The sequence below is a fragment of the Bacillus sp. GW821-FHT11D08 genome (assembly GCF_058808515.1).
The window spans coordinates 346,956-366,046 of sequence record NZ_JBXARS010000001.1; the positions used below are offsets into that span (position 1 = coordinate 346,956).

A 19,091-nucleotide genomic window follows, 5' to 3' on the forward strand; every position below is an offset into this window, starting at 1 on the left:
CATGCAAACAAACAAACGGATTTATTTGTCTCCGCCTCATATGAGCGGAAAAGAACAGGAATACATCGCAGAAGCCTTCCGTTCCAATTGGATTGCCCCGCTCGGTCCGCTCGTCAATTCGTTTGAAGCGCTGCTCGCGGAATATGCGGGAGTGAAAAGCGCGGCGGCCGTAAGCTCGGGAACGGCCGCCATCCATCTTGCCCTGCGGCTTGCGGGTGTGAAAAAAGGAGACGTTGTATTTTGTCCTTCCTTTACGTTTGTCGCCACGGCGAATCCGATTGTGTATGAGCAGGCTGAGCCCGTTTTTATTGATTCGGAATGGGAGACGTGGAATATGTCGCCCGATGCGCTTGAGCGGGCGCTGCGGGATGCAAAGCGGCGCGGCAGACTCCCGAAAGCGGTGATCGCCGTCAATCTTTACGGCCAAAGCGCGAAAATGGATGAATTAATGAGCCTTTGTGACGCATACGGCGTCTGTCTGATTGAAGACGCTGCCGAGTCCTTAGGATCAACATATAAAGGCAGGCAGAGCGGCACGTTCGGCCGTTTCGGCATTTATTCCTTTAACGGCAACAAAATCATTACAACATCGGGAGGCGGCATGCTCGTGTCTGACGATGAAGCCGCGATTGAAAAAGCGAGGTTTCTTGCGTCCCAGGCGAGAGATGCCGCCGTTCATTACCAGCACAGCGAGCTCGGGTATAACTACAGGCTCAGCAACATTCTCGCGGGCGTGGGGATATCGCAGCTGGAAGTGCTCGAAGATCGCGTTCGGGCGAGGAGAGAAATCTTTCACAGGTATCGGGAAGCGCTGGAAACGTATCCGGGCATCCGCATGATGCCGGAGCTTGAAGGAACGGTTTCAAACCGCTGGCTGACGGCTCTGACGCTTGATAACGGCGTGACGCCGGAAGAAGCCGTCGCCTGTCTTGCGGAACAGAACATTGAGGCCCGGCCGCTGTGGAAACCGCTGCATACGCAGCCGCTTTTCTCATCTTCCGTCTTTTATCCTCACAGCGAACATGAGCGTGTCTCTGAGAACCTTTTCAGCCGGGGCATCTGTCTGCCGTCCGGGTCTGACTTGTCTTCTGAGGAGCAGCAGCGTGTCATTGACGCACTTGCGCAACTGTTTGAAACGAAAGGGGAGAAAACATGGACAGCCGCCATGTTATGAGCCGATTAAAAGAAACGCTGACGGGTCTGCTCAGCGTTATACCGCCGCAATCTGACATCATATATGCCGACTATCCCCTCTACGGAAATGTAGGGGATTTATTGATAATGAAAGGGACGGAGGCGTTTTTTAAAGCGCACGGCATCCGCGTGAAACAGCGCTGGAATCCCGACAATTTTCCATTCGGGCGCCGGGCGGACAAAAAGACGATCATCGTCTGTCAGGGTGGCGGAAATTTCGGGGATCTCTATCCGTACTATCAGACGTTCAGGGAAAAAATCGTCAAATCCTTTCCGGAAAACAGGATCGTCATCCTGCCGCAATCCATCTATTATCAGGATGAGACACGGCTTGAGAAGACATCGGCGCTTTTTGCGGAGCACAAGGATCTCCACCTGTTTACGAGAGATCATGTGTCATACGAAACTGCAAAACACTTCTTTTCGGCGAATCATATCGGGCTTATGCCTGACATGGCCCATCAGCTGTATCCGATGGCGGCGTCAGCGGCTCCGTCACGCGGCAGGCTTCATTTTATCCGCACGGATGGGGAAATCAATCCGAAGCTGCAAAACAATTCTTCCGTTAAAAGCTGCGACTGGCAGGATGTGCTGTCAGCAAGCGACCGCAGGGGAATCGCTTTTTTCCAAACGCTGAATGTTTTGAATAAAAAAGCGGGAAACCCGCTGCCGATTGCGCGGTTTTGGAAACGCTATTCCGATTTCTTAACGAAGAAAGCGGTCCTGTTTTTCAGCAGGTACGAATCGGTGGAAACGTCAAGGCTTCACGGCCACATTCTGTCCTCGCTTCTCGGGAAACCGAATACCGTCATTGATAATTCATACGGGAAAAACGCCAACTATTATTACACCTGGATGCACGAAGCGCCGGATGTCCGTCTGATCGGGGAAACCGCCGGCACGAAGGAAAACCTTCCGCTTTGAATGAGCGGAAGGTTTATTTTGTTTCTCCGCGTTTTACTTTGTTGTACGCCTCATCCAAATGCTGAATTCTTTTGAGCACAACCGAGTTTTTCGTCAGCTGATCCTGAACAAGGGTTGAAACGACGGAACGGTAATAGCTGTTCATCGCATGAATTCGGTCTTCATTCGGATTCATTTCAATGTGCTGTGTAAAGTTTTCAATAAAATAAGGAACAGAAAAAAGTTCTGACATCTATAAAGCAACTCCTTTTAATAAGTATATACGGTATGAAACCAATCATGTACAATGAAAAAAGGGGAGTGAGCATGATGGATATCAAACTTCAGCAAACACAAATGTTAAAGCCTCAATTAACGCAAGAGCTTAAACAGGCTATCACATTACTCGGATACAATTCCGCGGAACTGGCCGGATATATTGATGAGCTCTCACTGGAAAACCCTCTGATTGAACGAAAGGAAACAGACACGCCGCCACTATCTTACCATAAAACAAGTAAAAACAGGATGAAAGAACGGGACGGAAGCCAGCAGATCAGACTTACCCGCAAAACACTGCAGGATTCGCTCAAACAGCAAGCCTTAGATATGAAGCTGTCCGATGATGAGAAAAAGATTTTCAATTATCTGATACATTCATTGGACTCAAACGGATATTTAAAAGAGGACATACCAGCTGCCGCCGACCATGTATCCGCTTCACAAGAGGAGACGGAAGCGGTTCTGAAAAAGCTTCAATCCCTTGAGCCCGCGGGAATCGGCGCCAGGTCTTTGCAGGAATGCATCCTTCTTCAGCTCCGCCGTCTTCCCGAGCGGAACGAACAGGCGGAATGGATTGCCGACGCCTATTTTGAGCTATTTGCAAGAAAGAACTGGAAAGCGCTTACACTAAAAACGGGCATTCCGCTTAAAGACATTCAGGACATCGCTGACATGATCAGCGCCCTTGATCCGAGGCCGGGGCTCCGTTATGCGCATGAGGAGCCGGGTTTTTACGTGGAACCGGATATTTTCATCACGGTGAAAAACGGCATCATTCAAGCGCGGCTCAACAGCCGTTCGTTTCCTGACATCCAGCTTCATACCCATTATCAGCCGCTCTTGTCAGCTGCCGGGTGCCGTGACACGAAAAATTATCTGTCGGCAAAATATCAGGAATGGCGCTGGCTGAACCGGGCTTTGTCGCAAAGAAAACAAACGATCACGAGAATTATCGGCGTCCTGACTGAACGGCAGGAATCCTTTTTTCTCACAGGAAAAAGCGGAATGCAGCCGCTGACCTTAAGAGAGGTGGCGGAAACGCTGGAGCTCCACGAATCAACGATCAGCCGGGCCATCAAAGGGAAGTACGTTCAGACGCCGTACGGACTGTATGAAATGAAAACATTTTTCTCGGCGAAAGCTGAATCGTCGGGGGACGGCGGCGCCTCCAATTATGCCGTAAAAGCGCATCTGGAGGCATTGGTCGGTAAAGAAGATAAAAAGAAACCTTTTTCAGACCAAAAGCTTGCCGATCTGCTGCATGAACAATATGACATCCGAATCTCAAGGCGCACCGTCGCCAAGTACCGTGACCAATTAAATATTCCGCCGTCATCGGCGAGAAAACGGTACAGCTGAAACCTCCCCGAGCCAAACCCCGGGGAGGTTCTCCGTGTTACGGGATCATCCATGAAAACAGATGATGCTGTAAAAATGTAATGAGACAGACGAGCAGAAGCAAAAACAGACTGTGCTTAATCGTAAAGCGGAAAAGGTCGGCTTCCTTGCCCGCCAGACCGACAGCGGCACAGGCAACCGCAATGGATTGCGGAGAAATCATTTTTCCGGTGACACCGCCCGATGAATTGGCGGCAACGGAGAGAACCGGGTCCATCCCGACAGAGAGCGCCGTCACCTTTTGCAATCCGCCGAACAACAGATTGGCCGACGTATCAGAGCCGGTAATAAATACGCCGAGCCAGCCGAGCACCGGCGAAAAAAAGGTAAACATCGCGCCCGTCATGGCAAGCGCAAGACCGAGTGTCGTGCTCATGCCGGAAGCATTCGTCACATAAGCAAAGCCGACAACAGAAACAATGGTGACGACCGGAAGCGTTAATTCTTTCACCGTTTCTATAAACGCTTCGCCCCATGTCTTCCACGACATGCCGAGGGCGAACTTGGAGATGACGGCGGCAATCAGAATCGCCGTCCCCGCTGAACCGAAAAGCTCAAGTTTGTACACGGCTTCAATCGGCGTGCCGTCCGCCTGAAGAATCTGCTGATTTACAAATGGGACGGGAGGAGTGAAGGTCAATGCACGCCCGGCTGCATTCAGCCAGGAAAGCCACATTGACGTTCCTTCGTAATGACCGGTTAAGGCAGTCTTCACGCCGGGAATCCCCCAAACGGATATCATGGCTGTCAGAAGAAGGAAAGGAGACCACGCTTTAAACACCGCGGCGCCCCCGTACTTGATCGGCGCCCGGTCAGCGGCCGCTGCTGATTCCCGTTCTGCCGCGAAACGAAAGGCCGTTTTCGGTTTCCAAAATTTCAAAAACAGAGCGAGCGCGGCCATGGAAACAAGCGCCGACAGCACATCCGGAAGCTCAGGCCCTAAAAAATTCGAGCTTGCGTACTGCACGGCCGCAAAGGAGACGCCGGAAACAAGAATGGCCGGCCATACCTCAAAAGCTTTTTTAAACCCGCTCATCAAAATGATTAAGTACAGCGGAATAAAGACGGATAAAAACGGAAGCTGCCGGCCGACCATTTGAGAAATTTCCATTGCCGGTATCCCGGTCGGACCTTCGACGGCGGTAATCGGAATGCCGATCGCGCCGAAGGCAACGGGTGCCGTATTGGCAATCAGGCAAATTCCCGCCGCATACAGCGGCTGAAAACCAAGTCCGACGAGCAAAGCGGCCGAGATCGCGACGGGAGCGCCGAAACCGGCGGCGCCTTCTAAAAACGCCCCGAATGAAAAGGCGATGAGCAGCGCCTGCAAACGCCGGTCATCTGTAATTGAGAGCACCGAACTCCGGATAATCTCAAACTGTCCCGTTTTCACGGTGATTTTATACAGAAAGACCGATGTGACGATAATCCAGCCGATCGGAAGCAGCCCGTACACCGCTCCCTGAGAAGCGGACATCACCGCTTTTTCCGCCGGCATGCCGTAAACAAATACAGCGATTAAAAGTGAAACGGCTAACGTTAAAAGCCCCGCGATGTACCCCTTCATCCGTTTCACCGCAAGTGCCCAAAAAAAGAAGATAATCGGCACGAGCGCGCAAGCTGCCGATAAAAGCAAATTTCCCCCTAAAGGAGCGTACCCCTGTGTCCATTGCATCCCTAAAAAACCCCTCCTTATGTCATGTAAGCGATTACTTTTTTATGATAAGGTCATCTGATGACCGGGTTAATTAGCATTATATTTTGAAAGTTTTGAAAGTACAATACTTTTCTTGAACAAATTGTCTGAACCTGTCGGCGGTGCGAAAAAAGAAGTATAATAGACGATAAACATCAAGATTCACAAGTGACGGGGTGATCGCGTTGAAATATAAACAAATTAAAACGAAAAAAATCTACGAGGAAGTCGCTGACGCATTGCTGGAGAAGATAAAAGCGGGCGAGCTTAAGCCGGGTGAAAAGCTTGATTCCGTTCAGGCGCTTTCTGAGAGTTTTCAGGTCAGCCGCTCGGCGGTCAGAGAAGCGCTGTCGGCTTTGAAAGCGATGGGGCTCGTCGACATGAAGCAGGGAGAAGGCACATACATAAGAGAATTTGAGCCGTCTCATGTTTCCCAGCCGCTTTCTTCCGCCCTTTTGATGAAAAAAGAGGACGTCAAACAGCTGCTCGAAGTCAGAAAGCTGCTTGAACTCGGCGTCGCCGCCATGGCCGCTGAAAAACGCACCGAAGACGATTTACAAAAAATCCGCCAAGCTCTCCTGGAGATGAAAGACATTGACGGAGACGAAGAATTGGGCGAAAAAGCGGATTTCTCCTTTCACATGGCGCTGGCGGAAGCATCACAAAACGGGCTGCTCAAGCATCTCATGAATCATGTCTCCGCGCTCCTTTTGGAAACAATGAGAGAAACGAGAAAAATTTGGCTGTTTTCTAAACGAACGAGCGTGCAGCGATTGTATGAAGAGCATGAACGCATTTACAGCGCCGTCGCCGCCAAAGACGCGGATGAAGCGGAAGCCGCGATGACGGCGCACCTGACGAATGTGGAAGACGTGCTGGGGGCTTATTTTGAAGAAAATGTATAGAAGCTGACTTGTGAAAGGGGATAACATCACATGCAGGCCGAATCTTTTTTTTCTGACCATGTAAAGAAAGCTCTGACAAACGATCCTCCCGGGGAATGGATGCCGGCAGTTCCGAAAGCGTGCATCCCCCTGCATTCCGGCTATCCCGATCCCGCTCTCGTTCCTGATAAGGAGCTGAAAGAAGCCGCCGCCCGCCTTCTGGATGAGGAGCGCGATCTGCCGCTGCATTATATGGGAAGCCCGAGGACGGCCGTTTTAAAAAAGCAGATTCAAGAACGGTTAGCCATCCGCGGCATTCACTGTCGGGACGATGAGCTGCTCGTGACTTCCGGCGCCTGTCAGGCGATAGATCTGGCTGCACGGGTTTTCCTCGATGAACAAACCGCCGCTGCCGTTGAAGCTCCGGTCTACATGGAAGCGCTCGAGATGTTTAAAAATTACACACCGCATATCATGAGCATTCCGACAGATCAAGAGGGCCTGCAAACAGAAACATTAGCGTTCATGCTTGAGGAAAGAAAACGAAAAGGGCTTCTGCTTCCCCGTCTTCTCTACACGATACCCGCTTTTCAGAATCCTGCGGGAACCGTAATGTCAGCGAAGCGGAGAACCCGCCTGCTTCAGCTTGCCGAAACGTATGATTTTCTCATCTTGGAGGATGATGCATACGGCGAGCTCGGATTCACCGATATTCCGCCGCCCTTGAAAGCCATGGATCAAAACGGACGGGTGCTGTACGCCGGTTCATTATCAAAAGTCATCGCCCCGGGTATGAGGATCGGCTGGATTGCAGGAGACGCCGCATTCATCACGGCATTGTCATGGTTAAAAAAAGACTTAGGCCACCCGTTTTCCCAAGCGGTGACCGCCGTCTATCTGGAACAAACGAATGTTGAAAAACGGCTCGCCGCCTTGCGGGAAGCATACCGGAGCAAACGTGACGTTTTGCTCGCCGCATCAGCGCGATATCTTCCGGAATCCGCATCCTGGCACGTGCCGGAAGGCGGTTACTTTGTATGGGTGAAAGCGCCGGGAGCGGATACATCCGCAATGCTGGCGAGGGCTCTATCTCACGGCGTTTCCTATGTCCCCGGTAAATATTTTTTTCTGCATCAGGAAGACGGTGCGGAATATCTTCGCCTGTCGTTCAGTTATGCCGGTAAAGCCGCGATAAAAGAGGGTGTGCAAAAACTGGGACGTCTGCTGGAAAACGGGATGTAGAGCAGCTTGAGGAGCTTTCGGGCTTCTCTTTTTTTGTCCCCTTCAGCGCATCGGACGAAAGGATTTTTCAGAAAAACCTTCCAATCCATATTCAGAATAGTGTAGGATATTCATAGAGCTTTCCCAAAAACAGGTCATCAGATGACCGGATCACATATTGAGGATGAAAGAGGGGTTCATCATGAAAGTCTCATTATTTGTCACGTGCCTTGTGGATATGTTCCAGACCAATGTCGGAAAGGCGACGGTTGAGGTGCTGGAACGGCTCGGGTGTGAGGTGGATTTTCCCGAGGGGCAGATTTGCTGCGGGCAGCCCGCATACAACAGCGGGTATGTGACGGATGCGAAAAAAGCGATGAAGCGGATGATTGCCGCGTTTGAAGAAGCGGAGTACGTCGTCAGTCCGTCAGGTTCCTGTACGACGATGTTCCGTGAATATCCGCATCTGTTTCAGGACGATCCGAAGTGGGCGGCAAAAGCGCAGCAGCTTGCGGACAAAACATATGAGTTAACGGATTTTATCGTCAACGTTCTCGGGGTGGAGGATGTCGGGGCGGTGCTGCATAAAAAAGCGACAGTCCATACATCGTGCCACATGACGAGGCTGCTCGGCGTGTCGGAGGAGCCGATGAAGCTTTTGCGCCATGTCAAGGGGCTCGAGCTGACCGCGCTTCCCGGAAAGCACCAATGCTGCGGATTCGGAGGAACATTTTCTGTGAAAATGGCTCAAATCTCTGAACAAATGGTGGATGAGAAGGTCGCCTGCGTGGAAGACACGGAGGCCGAAGTGCTGATCGGGGCGGATTGCGGCTGTCTGATGAATATCGGCGGGCGTCTTGACCGTAAGGATAAAAACGTCAGAGTCATGCACATCGCCGAAGTGCTGAACAGCAGATAACACGAGAAACAACAAGGGGGGAAAATCATGGCGATGAAAATCGGTACCGCCGCTTTTAAAGAGCGGGTATCAGAAGGAATAGATAATGAGTTTATGAGAGGAGCCGTCTCCGGAGCGCAGGAACGGCTCAGGACAAGAAGGCTGCAGGCGGCCGAAGAATTGGGAAACTGGGAGGATTGGCGTTCACATGCGGAAGAAATCAGACAGCATGTGCTGGACAATCTTGATTTCTATTTGGAACAGCTCGCCGAAAATGTCGCCAACAGAGGCGGACACGTCTTTTTCGCCGAAACGGCGGAAGAAGCGTCCTCCTATATCCGCGATGTCATCCGGCAGAAAAACGCCAAAAAAATCGTGAAATCCAAATCCATGGTGACAGAAGAAATCAATATGAACGAAGTGCTTGAGGAAGAGGGCTGTGAAGTCACAGAAACGGATCTCGGCGAATACATTCTCCAGATTGACGATCACGATCCGCCGTCACATATCGTTGCTCCCGCTCTTCATAAAAACAAAGAGCAGATCCGTGACGTGTTTAAAGAGAGACTCGAATACAAACAGACGGAAAAACCGGAAGAGCTCGTCATGCACGCGCGCAGCGTTCTCCGGAAAAAATTTCTCGAAGCGGATGTCGGCATTACAGGCTGCAACTTTGCGATCGCGGATACCGGATCGGTCAGTCTCGTGACGAACGAAGGAAACGGCCGCCTTGTGTCCGCGCTGCCGAAGACGCAGATCACCGTGATGGGAATGGAGCGGATCGTTCCGTCATTTTCTGAGTTTGAAGTGCTTGTCAGCATGCTGACGAGAAGCGCGGTCGGCCAGCGGCTTACAAGTTACATTACGGCGCTGACGGGACCTCGGCAGCAAGGAGAAGCGGACGGGCCTGAGGAATTCCACCTCGTGGTTGTGGACAACGGGCGTTCCCGCATACTCGGCACGGAATTTCAATCAGTGCTGCAATGTATCCGCTGCGCCGCCTGCATCAACGTCTGTCCCGTGTACCGGCATGTCGGCGGACACTCGTACGGGTCCATCTATTCGGGTCCGATCGGCGCCGTCTTATCGCCTCTTCTCGGCGGATATGACGAATACAAGGAGCTCCCGTACGCATCTTCCTTATGCGCGGCCTGTACGGAAGCATGTCCCGTTAAAATTCCGTTGCACGAGCTGCTGCTCAAGCATCGGCAGAACATCGTGGAAAAAGAGGGCAAAGCGCCGATCAGCGAAAAACTGGCGATGAAAGCCTTCGGGCTCGGCTCGTCATCCCCGTCCCTTTATAAAATGGGATCGAAATGGGCGCCTGCCGCCATGACGCCGTTTACGGAAGATGACAAAATATCAAAAGGGCCGGGGCCGTTAAAAGAATGGACGGCAATACGGGACTTCCCGGCGCCGCATAAATCGAGATTCAGAGATTGGTTTAAAGACCGGGAAAAACAAAAGGGGGAAGAATGATGATGAAAGGGACGGTTACACATCAGGAATCCTTTTTAAACCGGATCGCCGAAAGTCTGGGCAGAGAGCGCAGGAAATCAGGCGTGTCCCTGCCTGAATGGAAGTATCAGCCTCAATATCAAACGCATGCGGGCTGTACGGAAGACGATCTTGTCACGATGCTGAAAGACCACTGCGTCAACATTCATACCGAACTGATCGAAACGGATGCAGCCGGGCTTTACGACGCTTTGCGCACGCAGGTGAACCGCTTTGAAGGAGGGCCTGTCATCATTCCGAAGGACAGCCGGTTTGAAACGTACGGCTTGCAGACCCTTATGACAGAAGAGTGGCCGGATGAAGGGGTTCCCGTTTGGGAATGGGACGCGGAACAAGGAGCGAAAAATATTGAAAAAGCGGAACAAGCGAATGTGGGCATCACATTCAGCGAGATCACGCTTGCGGAATCAGCCACCGTTGTTTTGTATGCGTCAGAGCATGCCGGCCGTTCTGTCAGCCTGCTTCCGACCACCTATATCGCAATCATCCCGAAATCTTCCATTGTGCCGAGAATGACACAGGCCAGCGATATACTGAAACAGCAGATCAGAGACGGCGTCACCGTTCCTTCCTGCATCAACTATATTACTGGACCGAGCAACTCGGCCGATATCGAAATGGATTTGGTTGTCGGCGTCCACGGACCCGTTAAAGCCGCTTATATCCTCGTGAATGACCGATAAAAAAACAACCCCCGGTTTGCGGCCGGGGTTTGTTTTTATATAAACGCGTTAATGATCATGATAAAACAGATTGCACTGACAGAAATAATCGTTTCCATCGCCGTCCATGTCAGGAACGTTTCTTTGACCGTCATTCCGAAATACTCTTTAATGAGCCAGAAACCGGAGTCATTGACATGTGACAGAATCAAAGAGCCCGCTCCCGTTGCCAATACGAGAAGCTCACTGCTGACGCCCGGCATGACAGATGCAATCGGTGCAACAATGCCGGCCGCCGTCATCATGGCGACAGTCGCTGAACCTGTGGCGACACGGATGACCGCCGCGATCGTCCAGCTTAAAAGAACGGGAGAGAAGCTTGAATGCTTCGCCATGTCAGCGATATACGTGCCGACGCCTGAATCAATCAGGACGTTGTTAAAAGCGCCGCCGGCTCCGATCACAAGCAGAATGGAAGCAATCGGTCCCAGACAGTCATTGCTGAATTTTAAAATGCTTTCTCTGTCAAAGCCCTGATAAAAACCAAGGCTGAAAAAGGAGTAAACCGTGGCGATCAAAAGCGCCGTGACAGGGTCGCCGATAAATTTAAAAGTTTCATAGAGCGTGCTTTTTTCCGGAAGCGCAATTTCGGCAAGCGTTGCCATAAGCATCAGGATCACCGGTACCAATATCGTAAACAATGTATTTGCGAATCCCGGAAGCTTGCGTTTTTCATTCCGTTCAATAAATTGTTTTTTCAACAGTTCGGGAACGGGTTTATGAATGCGCTTACCAATCCATTTTCCGTAAAGCGGCCCCGCGATGATGGCAGTCGGAATCCCAACGATTAAAGAAAACAAAATCGTTTTTCCGACATTGGCGTGATAAATGCCGACAGCCGCCATCGCCGCCGGGTGGGGCGGAACCAATCCGTGCACGACGGAAAGTCCCGCAAGGAGCGGAATTCCGATCGTCACTAATGAAACCCCGGTTTCAATCGCAATCGTAAACAAAAGCGGCACGAGCAGGACGAAGCCGACCTGGAAAAAGACCGGGATGCCGACAATAAAAGCGACGGCCATCATCGCCCAATGCACTTTCTTTTTGCCGAAGCGGCCGATCAGGGTGTGGGCGATACGCTCCGCACCGCCTGATTCAGCCATCATTTTTCCGAGCATCGTACCGAGGGCCAGCACGATCGCAAGCAGCGACAGCGTATTGCCGAGCCCGGTTTTCATCGAAGCGATAATGTCCGGCAGATTCATGCCCGTTGCGAAACCGACAAGGATGGATGTAATCAAAAGACTGATAAACGGATTTAATTTAGCGACCGTAATCAATAAGAGTAAAACGATAATAGCGGCAATGACAATAAACAGTAACATGACCTTTTCACCCTTTCAAAGAAGAATTAACGGCTTTGTTTGAGCTGAAATTCACTGATGACGTCAAATTCATCTTTGAGCTTGTCATACAGCCGCTCGTATAAGTAAAACAGCTCAATATATGTTTCGCTGTTTTTGACGTTCGGTTCATGGCGGTGAGAAATTCTGATCCAGTCCTGAACATCCTCGATCCGTTCCATTTCGCCAAGGCTGTGCAAAGCGAGAACGGCCGCTCCGAGCGCCGAGGCTTCGTAACTTTCCGGAACGAGGACTTCCCGTCCCATCGTATCGGACAAAATCTGCCTCCACAGCGGCGATCTCGCAAATCCTCCCGAAGCCCGCACGTCTTTTGCGGGGCCCGCCAAATCTCTCAGTGCGACACCGATTGAAAAGACGCTCATGATGACGCCTTCCAGCACCGCTCTGATAAAATGCTCCCGTTTATGGCGGAGGCTGATGCCGAAAAACGTTCCGCGGGCATTCGGATTCCAAAACGGCGCGCGCTCCCCTGATAAAAACGGCAGAAACAGCAATCCCTCAGAGCCTGCGGGCACTTTATCAGCGATATCAATCATTAAATCATACGGATCAATGCCGAGCCGCTTCGCCGTTTCGACTTCCGGAGAAGCGAATTCGTCTCGAAGCCAGCGCAGCATAATGCCTCCGTTATTCGTCGGGCCTCCGATGACCCAATGCTTGTCAGTCAGCGCGTAACAGAATGTCCGCGCTTTTTCATCCGTAATCGGCGCATCCGTCACCGAACGCACGGCTCCGCTTGTTCCGATCGTAACGGCCACTTCGCCTTTGCCGATCGCGCCGACTCCAAGGTTGGCGAGCACGCCGTCATTTGCGCCGATAATAAACGGTGTATCCGCATGAATGCCCATCCGTGCAGCGATTTCCGGCGCAAGGCCGCGCAGCTGATGAGTGGTCGGCACGATGTCCGACAGCTGATCTTCCCGGATTCCGGCAATCCGGAGCGCTTCTTCATCCCAGGAAAGCGTATCTAAACGGAACAGCCCCGTTGCCGAAGCGATCGAATAATCGACGACATAAGTTCCGAAAAACTCGTGCAGAATATATTCTTTAATACTGATGAATTTGGCGGTTTTCGCGAATGTCTCCTTGTCCTGTTCTTTCATCCACACAATTTTGGAAAGCGGAGACATCGGGTGAATCGGCGTACCCGTTCTTTTATAAATATCAAAACCGTTCATCTCTTTTAAAATACGTTTTGATTGCTCGGCGCTGCGGTTGTCCGCCCAAATGATGCTTTTGGTCAGCAGGCCGCCGTTTTGATCGACAGCTATCAATGAGTGCATGGCGGTGCTGATGCCGATTGCAAGCAGATTGTCAGGGCTCAGTCCGGCCTTTGTGACGGCGCCTCTGATGCTTCCGATAACCGCTTCCAGAATGTGCTCAGGATCCTGCTCGGCCCATGCCGGCTTTGGCTGTATTAAATCATAGTGAACCGAATGCTTGGCTAACACTTTGCCTCTTGGTCCGAACAGAACGGCTTTCGTACTGGTCGTGCCGATATCCAGACCGATAACAGCTTGGGTTTCCTTCATAATATATCCCGCCTAATCTGATTGAATAATAAGATAGATTGATAATGTATGCCCTTACAAAGTCAATTATAGGAATAATTTTTTTATAAATCAACGATGAAGAAGAAAATTTTTTTCATAAAATTGCCTCAATTCCCGCTGTATCGGCATTCTCTCTTTTGAAAAATAAATATTACAAACGTTTGTGCGCGATCATTTTTCTGATTTGCTGCAAGTTGGCGAGCGTTTTCTCCTGCCGCAGCCGGGCCGTGGCGAAATACAGGGTATCAATGACCGACAGCTGGGCAAGCCTTGCGGACATTGCTTCCGTTCTGAAAGCCGTCTCCCTTGTTGACGTATACAGCACCACGTCGGAAATCTGGGTGAGCGGCGACTTTTGGTAGCTTGTAATGCCGATCGTGCCGGCGCCGAGCGATTTGGCCGTTTTCATCGCGTCGAGCACGTCCTTGTTGCTTCCCGAATGAGAAATGCCGATGACTGCGCTTTCGGGACCGAGAAGACCCGCTGACATCGCCTGAAAGTGAGAATCCGTGTGCGCGATGCAATTTATACCCGTACGCATAAATTTATGATACGCGTCTATGGCGATCAGCCCGGAACCGCCGTTTCCGTAAAATTCGATTCTGTCTGCGCGGTGGATCATTTCTACCGCTTTTTCAACGTCGGCCGGATCTAATAAATGAAAGGTATCGGTCAGACCGGAAATGTTTGTGCGGAAAACTTTCTGGATGATGACTTCGATATCGTCGTCGGGGCTCATTTCTTCATGAATGTGCTGCACCGGCTCCTGAACGATCTCCTGAGCAAGCGCGATTTTTAAATCCTGATAGCCGGAAAAACCGAGCCGTTTGCACAGCCTGAAAATCGTCGCTTCAGAGCTTTTCGTTTTTTCCGCCAGCTGAATGATGGAAAGGTGAACCACGTCTTTCGGTTCCTTCACGATATGGTCTGCAATCGCTCTCAATTTTGGCGACAAACCTTTGCTGGCCGCCTGAATCTTCCCGATGCTGCTTGAATTCACAGGGGTCATGCTATAACCTCCCTACTCGAATGTAAACGCATACTTTTATGATAAAGCAAGTTCTGTCATAAGGGAATCAGGTTTTGCTTTCTTTACCGCAAATGAAAGAAAAGAGAAAAGTATATCGGGGACACCGCCTCAATGACACTTCATACATCCGATTTTTACAAAAAGTGATCGTTCTCTGAAAAGTGCCGGTGCCCAAGTCGCCGGCCATAAGTCAAACACATGATGGAAAGCTGTCCTGCTACAGTCCGGTTTCTAGTGAGTTGCCAGCGCTTGAAGTTCCAGATGAATTTCTTCAAATTAGTGTTCCGCCATTAGCAGTCAGTTCTTTATTAACTGGATTAATCAAAAGAGAAGGATCATTAAGCAGGAGAACACTTGAGAAGCACAGGTCTAATCAGCTTCTGGAGAAAAACTTCAAATTAATATAATAATCTAATTGCTCTGAAACGCGTACCATACATTATACTTTCAATGATTTTTAAACTCTGAGGAGGAAATTCACATGAAAGTAATTGCAATTGACTTAGATGGCACGCTGTTATCAGAGAACTTAACTATCCAAGAACAAGATGTAAGAGCTTTAAAGCTTGGACAAAAACAAGGTCATCTTGTAACAATCGCTACAGGGAGAGCTTTATTTGATGCAAAACACATCATCAATAAATATGGTTTGGATTTTCCGATTATTGCTTCAAACGGCGCTCAAATTGATGTGGGAAATCAGGTAATATTCGAACATTTTATGGATTCAGATGTAATCCAACCTATCATAACATGGTTAAATAAAGAGGAAATCTATTATCAGCTTTACTTATCTGACAAAATTGCCGTATCAAATCAAGGAATTCAGCAGCTTGAAAAAGAACTTTACAATACAGTAATGGAAGAACCTCATTTTAATCAAGAAGTATTTTGGAATTCTATTAAAGCTCAAATACATCAATACGGGTTAGAGGAAATACCGGGTACAATTGACCCTATCGATTATCGGTATGTCATAAAATGTATGATCGTTTCGCCAAACCAAAGAAAATTAAAAAAAGCTAAAGAATATTTTGGACAACTGAAGGAGTGTGCCGTAACGAGTTCAGGAGCATTCAATCTTGAAATCACAAGTGCAGGAGTAGATAAAGGAGCGTCATTAAATAAACTTTGTGAACATTATGGAACGGATGCGCGGAATGCAATCGCAATAGGTGATAATTTAAATGATCTGCCTATGTTTCATGCAGCAGGAATAGGGATAGCCATGGGAAATGCAGATAAGAAGCTTATTCAATTGGCTGCTTTTAAAACGTTATCGAATGATGAGTGTGGTGTATCTTATGCTTTTGATCATTACATTCTGACGAAAGAAGAAGACCCTAAACCGCGGAGTATACAGCCATGAGCCATTTTGTGAAAAGGTGTTTAATCTATATTGTCGGATTGTTTATTTTATCCGTGGGGGTTGTATGTATGATTAAATCTAATACCGGGATTGCCCCCTGGGATGCTCTGAACGTGGCTTTATCAGAACTCATTGGCCTTACAATCGGGTCATGGGTTTTCATTGTCGGAGGAATCCTTATCTTTATAAACAGCCTCATAAAAATGCGGTTTCCTAATCTAGCCGGTTTTATTCCGATTGTTATTATTGGAAGTTTTGTTGACCTTTTAAACCTAAAGGTTCTTTCGTTCTTAAAAACAGATGCTGTCATTCTTCAATGGAGTTTATTTTTGATAGGGTTGTGTATATTGGCTATGGGAATCGCTATTTATTTAAGAGCATCTTTTCCTTCGATACCGAATGATGAATTAATGTTGGCTATTACTGAACGTACAGGTTGGGGTATTAATATTACAAAGACGATAGGGGAAGCTTTAGCTTTTGTGCTTGCAATCATTCTTCAGGGGCCGATTGGGATAGGAACCATCATTGTGTTGCTATGTCTGGGGATATTAGTAGGTTTATTTGACAAACTATTACACAAGATGGGGAAGCCCCGTTCTATCTATAGTGTGGGACAGGAAGGCGCACATATTCATGCAGGCCATGATAAAACAATTCATTAAATGCTTATTTTCCCTTGTGTTGTTCAGTGTAAAATCCTGATAACGCTGTCTAAGAAGGAGTAACAGTAATGACAAACATTACAGAGATAGCAAAGAAAGCGAACGTTTCTCGGACAACAGTTTCCAGAGTTCTCAATAATCATCCTTATGTAAAACCTGAGAAGCGGGACGCTGTGTTAAAAGCTATGAAGGAATTAAATTATGTACCAAATTTCAACGCGATTAACCTATCCAGGGGGAAGACAAATGTATTCGGAGTCATTGTTCCTAAAATCAACCATCCGTTTTTCAGTAAACTGATTGCCGGAATAGGCGAAGAGTGTAATAAACATAATTACAGTTTACTTGTGCACCAATCAAATAACGATCCTGAACAAGAAATGGAGTTTTTTAACAGACTGAAATACAAACTTATTGACGGTCTTATTTTGGGATCCTGTGTAAGCCCCCCTCACGTACTCGACGAGATATCTGGGTTTGGCAATATTGTTTCCTGTGAAGCTTCTGCAAGCAAACAGGTTGCACATATATTTATTAATCATGAGTCAGGAATCAAAATGGCAATTGATCATCTGCGAAATCAAGGACATCAATCCATTGGTCTGTGTATAGGAAATCCTAAGAGCGGTGTTGGCATAAGCAGAAAAAAATCATTTTTTCACTTTCAAAATGAATACGGATTGAAATGGAGTGATAATTGGTACTTTGAGGAACAGTACACTATTGAGAATGGTATAGAAATAGCAAAACTATTGCTAAATAAGTCACCTCGTCCTGCGGCAATGGTTGTAGGAAGTGATTATGTTGCGGCGGGGATCATTTATGAAGCGAAAAGACAGGGAATACGAATACCTGAAGAACTGGCGGTTATAGGATTTGATAATCAGCCGATATCTAAGGTAATAGAACTTTCAACGATACATCAACCTATTAAAGAGTTGGGACAAACAGCAGCAAATTTATTATATAACTTAATGAATAACAAAGATGTCCCCAATATAAATAAGTTGAACCTAAAACTTATGAAAAGAAAGTCAACTTAAAAAGACCACTTTATGGTGGTCTTTTTTGCTTAGCGTAGAACCAGCTCTGGGGCAGGCGCTTTGAAATGAGCTCTTTTTTTCGTTTCATCTATAAAACTGAAGGGCTTCATGGATAGGTTTTCAAGTTCATTTAGGAAATGACAAGCTTTTAATGGCACAAATGATGTCATATTCCATACAACTTTCTCATTAAAACCTATAGCACGAATATTATGCATAAGCCGATCAATTGTGTAAGACCCTGCTGCTACATACCCTTTCCCTTGATACCACAGATTATTCCCTTCAATTTTCTCCAGTGATTGGCCGCACATGGAATCTGTGTCAATGCGATCTGTCATTGCTATAATACCCTTAGAGCCAACAAGTTCTACAACCCGTCGTGCAACTTCTAAGTCTACATGTTCACTATCAAAATTCATACAAATGGTTAATAAACCTTCTTTCGCGGCTCTCATCAAAGTACCGGGAACTTCTCCGACAAGTGTGTTGATATTATCTATGTTCCATTTATCTAACCGAGCATCTTTTAACCCCTCTAATCTATGTACTCTTTCTTGGGGTGTTCTCCAGGTGTGTTTAAAATTGTTTGGCATATCATTAAACAAATGATCTGTTAAAACGGCATCTGATCCAGTGTAATTGCTGCGTTTTTGCGCTGTATCTATAACTTTCATTATAAGTTCAGAGGTTTCCTCTGGGTATGCTTTTTGGAAGTGACCCAGCGCCGGTTTTACTCCAGCCTCCACAAGTGTATCCACAATCCATTCTAAACTTGGATGTTCTTCTGTCATATATTTCTTTAGATAAGAGTTTTCAGTCATAGCATCTGGGGACAGTACAGTATAAATAAGACCGTATTCTCCGCAAGAAGCGATCTTTTCCCATTCTTCTTTTAAGGGTGCCCAATTCCCTTTTTCCGGTGTGCCTGCAAAGCTGGCCAATAATGGTCCTTCTAGTGAAATACCTAAAATATTACGGTAACGTCCTTTTCTCTTTTGTGTATGGAATTCTTTCATAAAGACTGCAAATTGGTCTAATTGATTATGAGGAAGAAAGATAGAGGGTACACAGAAAATCCCTTCTATTTCAGCTAGTGTATTGATCTTTTCAATATCTAATTGATCTAAATTGCTAAAATCATAGTCACCGATTCCATGACAATGAAATTCTACTGGAAGAGATGGAACTAAATAAGAACCTGATTTCTTAAAAATCCCTTCTCCTCCAATATCGAAGTTCAACCATTCATTATTACTATAGGTTATATCAGCGATTTTCATTACTCCATTTGTTTCAAGGTAAGCCGGGCTGTTAAATGATGTGCTAGACTGCATAGGAAACGCCTCCT

The 19,091-nt window shown here is 47.9% G+C and carries 17 protein-coding genes; 11 read left to right on the plus strand and 6 right to left on the minus strand.

What is annotated here, in order from left to right:
* Nucleotide 1 precedes the first annotated feature (1 nt).
* Both AC1RRX_RS01785 and AC1RRX_RS01790 read left to right on the plus strand, forming a co-directional pair.
* Nucleotides 2-1,174, plus strand: a complete 1,173-nt coding sequence (locus tag AC1RRX_RS01785; RefSeq protein ID WP_106079946.1) for a DegT/DnrJ/EryC1/StrS family aminotransferase — start codon at nucleotides 2-4, stop codon at nucleotides 1,172-1,174.
* The gene (locus AC1RRX_RS01790; protein ID WP_032867025.1) at nucleotides 1,153-2,118 is read left to right on the plus strand and encodes a polysaccharide pyruvyl transferase family protein; all 966 of its coding nucleotides are present in this window, start codon (nucleotides 1,153-1,155) and stop codon (nucleotides 2,116-2,118) included. Before AC1RRX_RS01785 ends, AC1RRX_RS01790 begins: the two co-directional genes overlap by 22 nt.
* A 13-nt stretch (nucleotides 2,119-2,131) precedes the next feature.
* Here the strand turns inward: AC1RRX_RS01790 and yvfG are convergent, their stop codons facing one another.
* Nucleotides 2,132-2,350, minus strand: a complete 219-nt coding sequence (gene yvfG / locus AC1RRX_RS01795) for a protein YvfG (protein WP_003151570.1) — start codon at nucleotides 2,348-2,350, stop codon at nucleotides 2,132-2,134.
* 77 nt (nucleotides 2,351-2,427) lie between these two features.
* On the opposite strand from yvfG, the gene rpoN reads away from it, so the two are divergent.
* Nucleotides 2,428-3,738, plus strand: a complete 1,311-nt coding sequence (gene rpoN / locus AC1RRX_RS01800) for an RNA polymerase factor sigma-54 (protein ID WP_015240629.1) — start codon at nucleotides 2,428-2,430, stop codon at nucleotides 3,736-3,738.
* A gap of 37 nt (nucleotides 3,739-3,775) precedes the next feature.
* Here rpoN and lutP read toward each other — a convergent pair whose 3' ends face one another.
* Nucleotides 3,776-5,452, minus strand: coding sequence for an L-lactate permease LutP (lutP, locus tag AC1RRX_RS01805; RefSeq protein ID WP_144463891.1), 1,677 nt, complete (start codon nucleotides 5,450-5,452; stop codon nucleotides 3,776-3,778).
* A gap of 206 nt (nucleotides 5,453-5,658) precedes the next feature.
* Here lutP and lutR point away from each other — a divergent pair, with 206 nt between their 5' ends.
* From lutR to AC1RRX_RS01830, 5 genes are all read left to right on the plus strand, one after another.
* Nucleotides 5,659-6,378, plus strand: coding sequence for an L-lactate utilization/bacilysin biosynthesis transcriptional regulator LutR (lutR, locus tag AC1RRX_RS01810; protein WP_007407377.1), 720 nt, complete (start codon nucleotides 5,659-5,661; stop codon nucleotides 6,376-6,378).
* Between the two features lie 30 nt (nucleotides 6,379-6,408).
* Nucleotides 6,409-7,599 (plus strand): aminotransferase-like domain-containing protein, encoded by a 1,191-nt coding sequence (locus AC1RRX_RS01815; protein ID WP_032867023.1) that lies wholly within the window; start codon nucleotides 6,409-6,411, stop codon nucleotides 7,597-7,599.
* Nucleotides 7,600-7,780: 181 nt separating this feature from the next.
* A complete protein-coding gene (locus AC1RRX_RS01820; RefSeq protein ID WP_007613889.1) occupies nucleotides 7,781-8,497 on the plus strand; it encodes a (Fe-S)-binding protein in 717 nt (238 codons plus the stop codon).
* Nucleotides 8,498-8,524: 27 nt separating this feature from the next.
* The gene (locus AC1RRX_RS01825) at nucleotides 8,525-9,955 is read left to right on the plus strand and encodes a LutB/LldF family L-lactate oxidation iron-sulfur protein (RefSeq protein WP_007407375.1); all 1,431 of its coding nucleotides are present in this window, start codon (nucleotides 8,525-8,527) and stop codon (nucleotides 9,953-9,955) included.
* Nucleotides 9,955-10,677 carry a LutC/YkgG family protein gene (locus AC1RRX_RS01830; protein ID WP_032869628.1) on the plus strand — a complete coding sequence of 241 codons (723 nt, stop codon included), beginning with the start codon at nucleotides 9,955-9,957 and terminating at the stop codon, nucleotides 10,675-10,677. The genes AC1RRX_RS01825 and AC1RRX_RS01830 overlap by 1 nt, the downstream gene beginning before the upstream one ends.
* A gap of 35 nt (nucleotides 10,678-10,712) precedes the next feature.
* Here AC1RRX_RS01830 and AC1RRX_RS01835 read toward each other — a convergent pair whose 3' ends face one another.
* From AC1RRX_RS01835 to AC1RRX_RS01845, 3 genes are all read right to left on the minus strand, one after another.
* Entirely contained in the window at nucleotides 10,713-12,041 is a 1,329-nt protein-coding gene (locus AC1RRX_RS01835; RefSeq protein WP_007407373.1) for a GntP family permease, read from the minus strand.
* Between the two features lie 26 nt (nucleotides 12,042-12,067).
* Nucleotides 12,068-13,612, minus strand: coding sequence for a gluconokinase (gntK, locus tag AC1RRX_RS01840; RefSeq protein WP_007407372.1), 1,545 nt, complete (start codon nucleotides 13,610-13,612; stop codon nucleotides 12,068-12,070).
* 172 nt (nucleotides 13,613-13,784) lie between these two features.
* On the minus strand, nucleotides 13,785-14,642 hold the full coding sequence (locus AC1RRX_RS01845) for a MurR/RpiR family transcriptional regulator (protein WP_094032507.1): 858 nt from the start codon (nucleotides 14,640-14,642) through the stop codon (nucleotides 13,785-13,787).
* Nucleotides 14,643-15,144: 502 nt separating this feature from the next.
* Here AC1RRX_RS01845 and AC1RRX_RS01850 point away from each other — a divergent pair.
* The 3 genes from AC1RRX_RS01850 (at nucleotide 15,145) to AC1RRX_RS01860 (ending at nucleotide 17,740) form a co-directional block, all read left to right on the plus strand.
* The gene (locus tag AC1RRX_RS01850; RefSeq protein ID WP_032867017.1) at nucleotides 15,145-16,032 is read left to right on the plus strand and encodes a Cof-type HAD-IIB family hydrolase; all 888 of its coding nucleotides are present in this window, start codon (nucleotides 15,145-15,147) and stop codon (nucleotides 16,030-16,032) included.
* Nucleotides 16,029-16,697 (plus strand): YczE/YyaS/YitT family protein, encoded by a 669-nt coding sequence (locus AC1RRX_RS01855; protein ID WP_012118492.1) that lies wholly within the window; start codon nucleotides 16,029-16,031, stop codon nucleotides 16,695-16,697. Before AC1RRX_RS01850 ends, AC1RRX_RS01855 begins: the two co-directional genes overlap by 4 nt.
* A gap of 68 nt (nucleotides 16,698-16,765) precedes the next feature.
* Entirely contained in the window at nucleotides 16,766-17,740 is a 975-nt protein-coding gene (locus AC1RRX_RS01860; protein ID WP_007407368.1) for a LacI family DNA-binding transcriptional regulator, read from the plus strand.
* Nucleotides 17,741-17,769: 29 nt separating this feature from the next.
* Here AC1RRX_RS01860 and AC1RRX_RS01865 read toward each other — a convergent pair whose 3' ends face one another.
* On the minus strand, nucleotides 17,770-19,077 hold the full coding sequence (locus AC1RRX_RS01865; RefSeq protein ID WP_032869630.1) for an amidohydrolase family protein: 1,308 nt from the start codon (nucleotides 19,075-19,077) through the stop codon (nucleotides 17,770-17,772).
* Nucleotides 19,078-19,091: the final 14 nt, after the last annotated feature.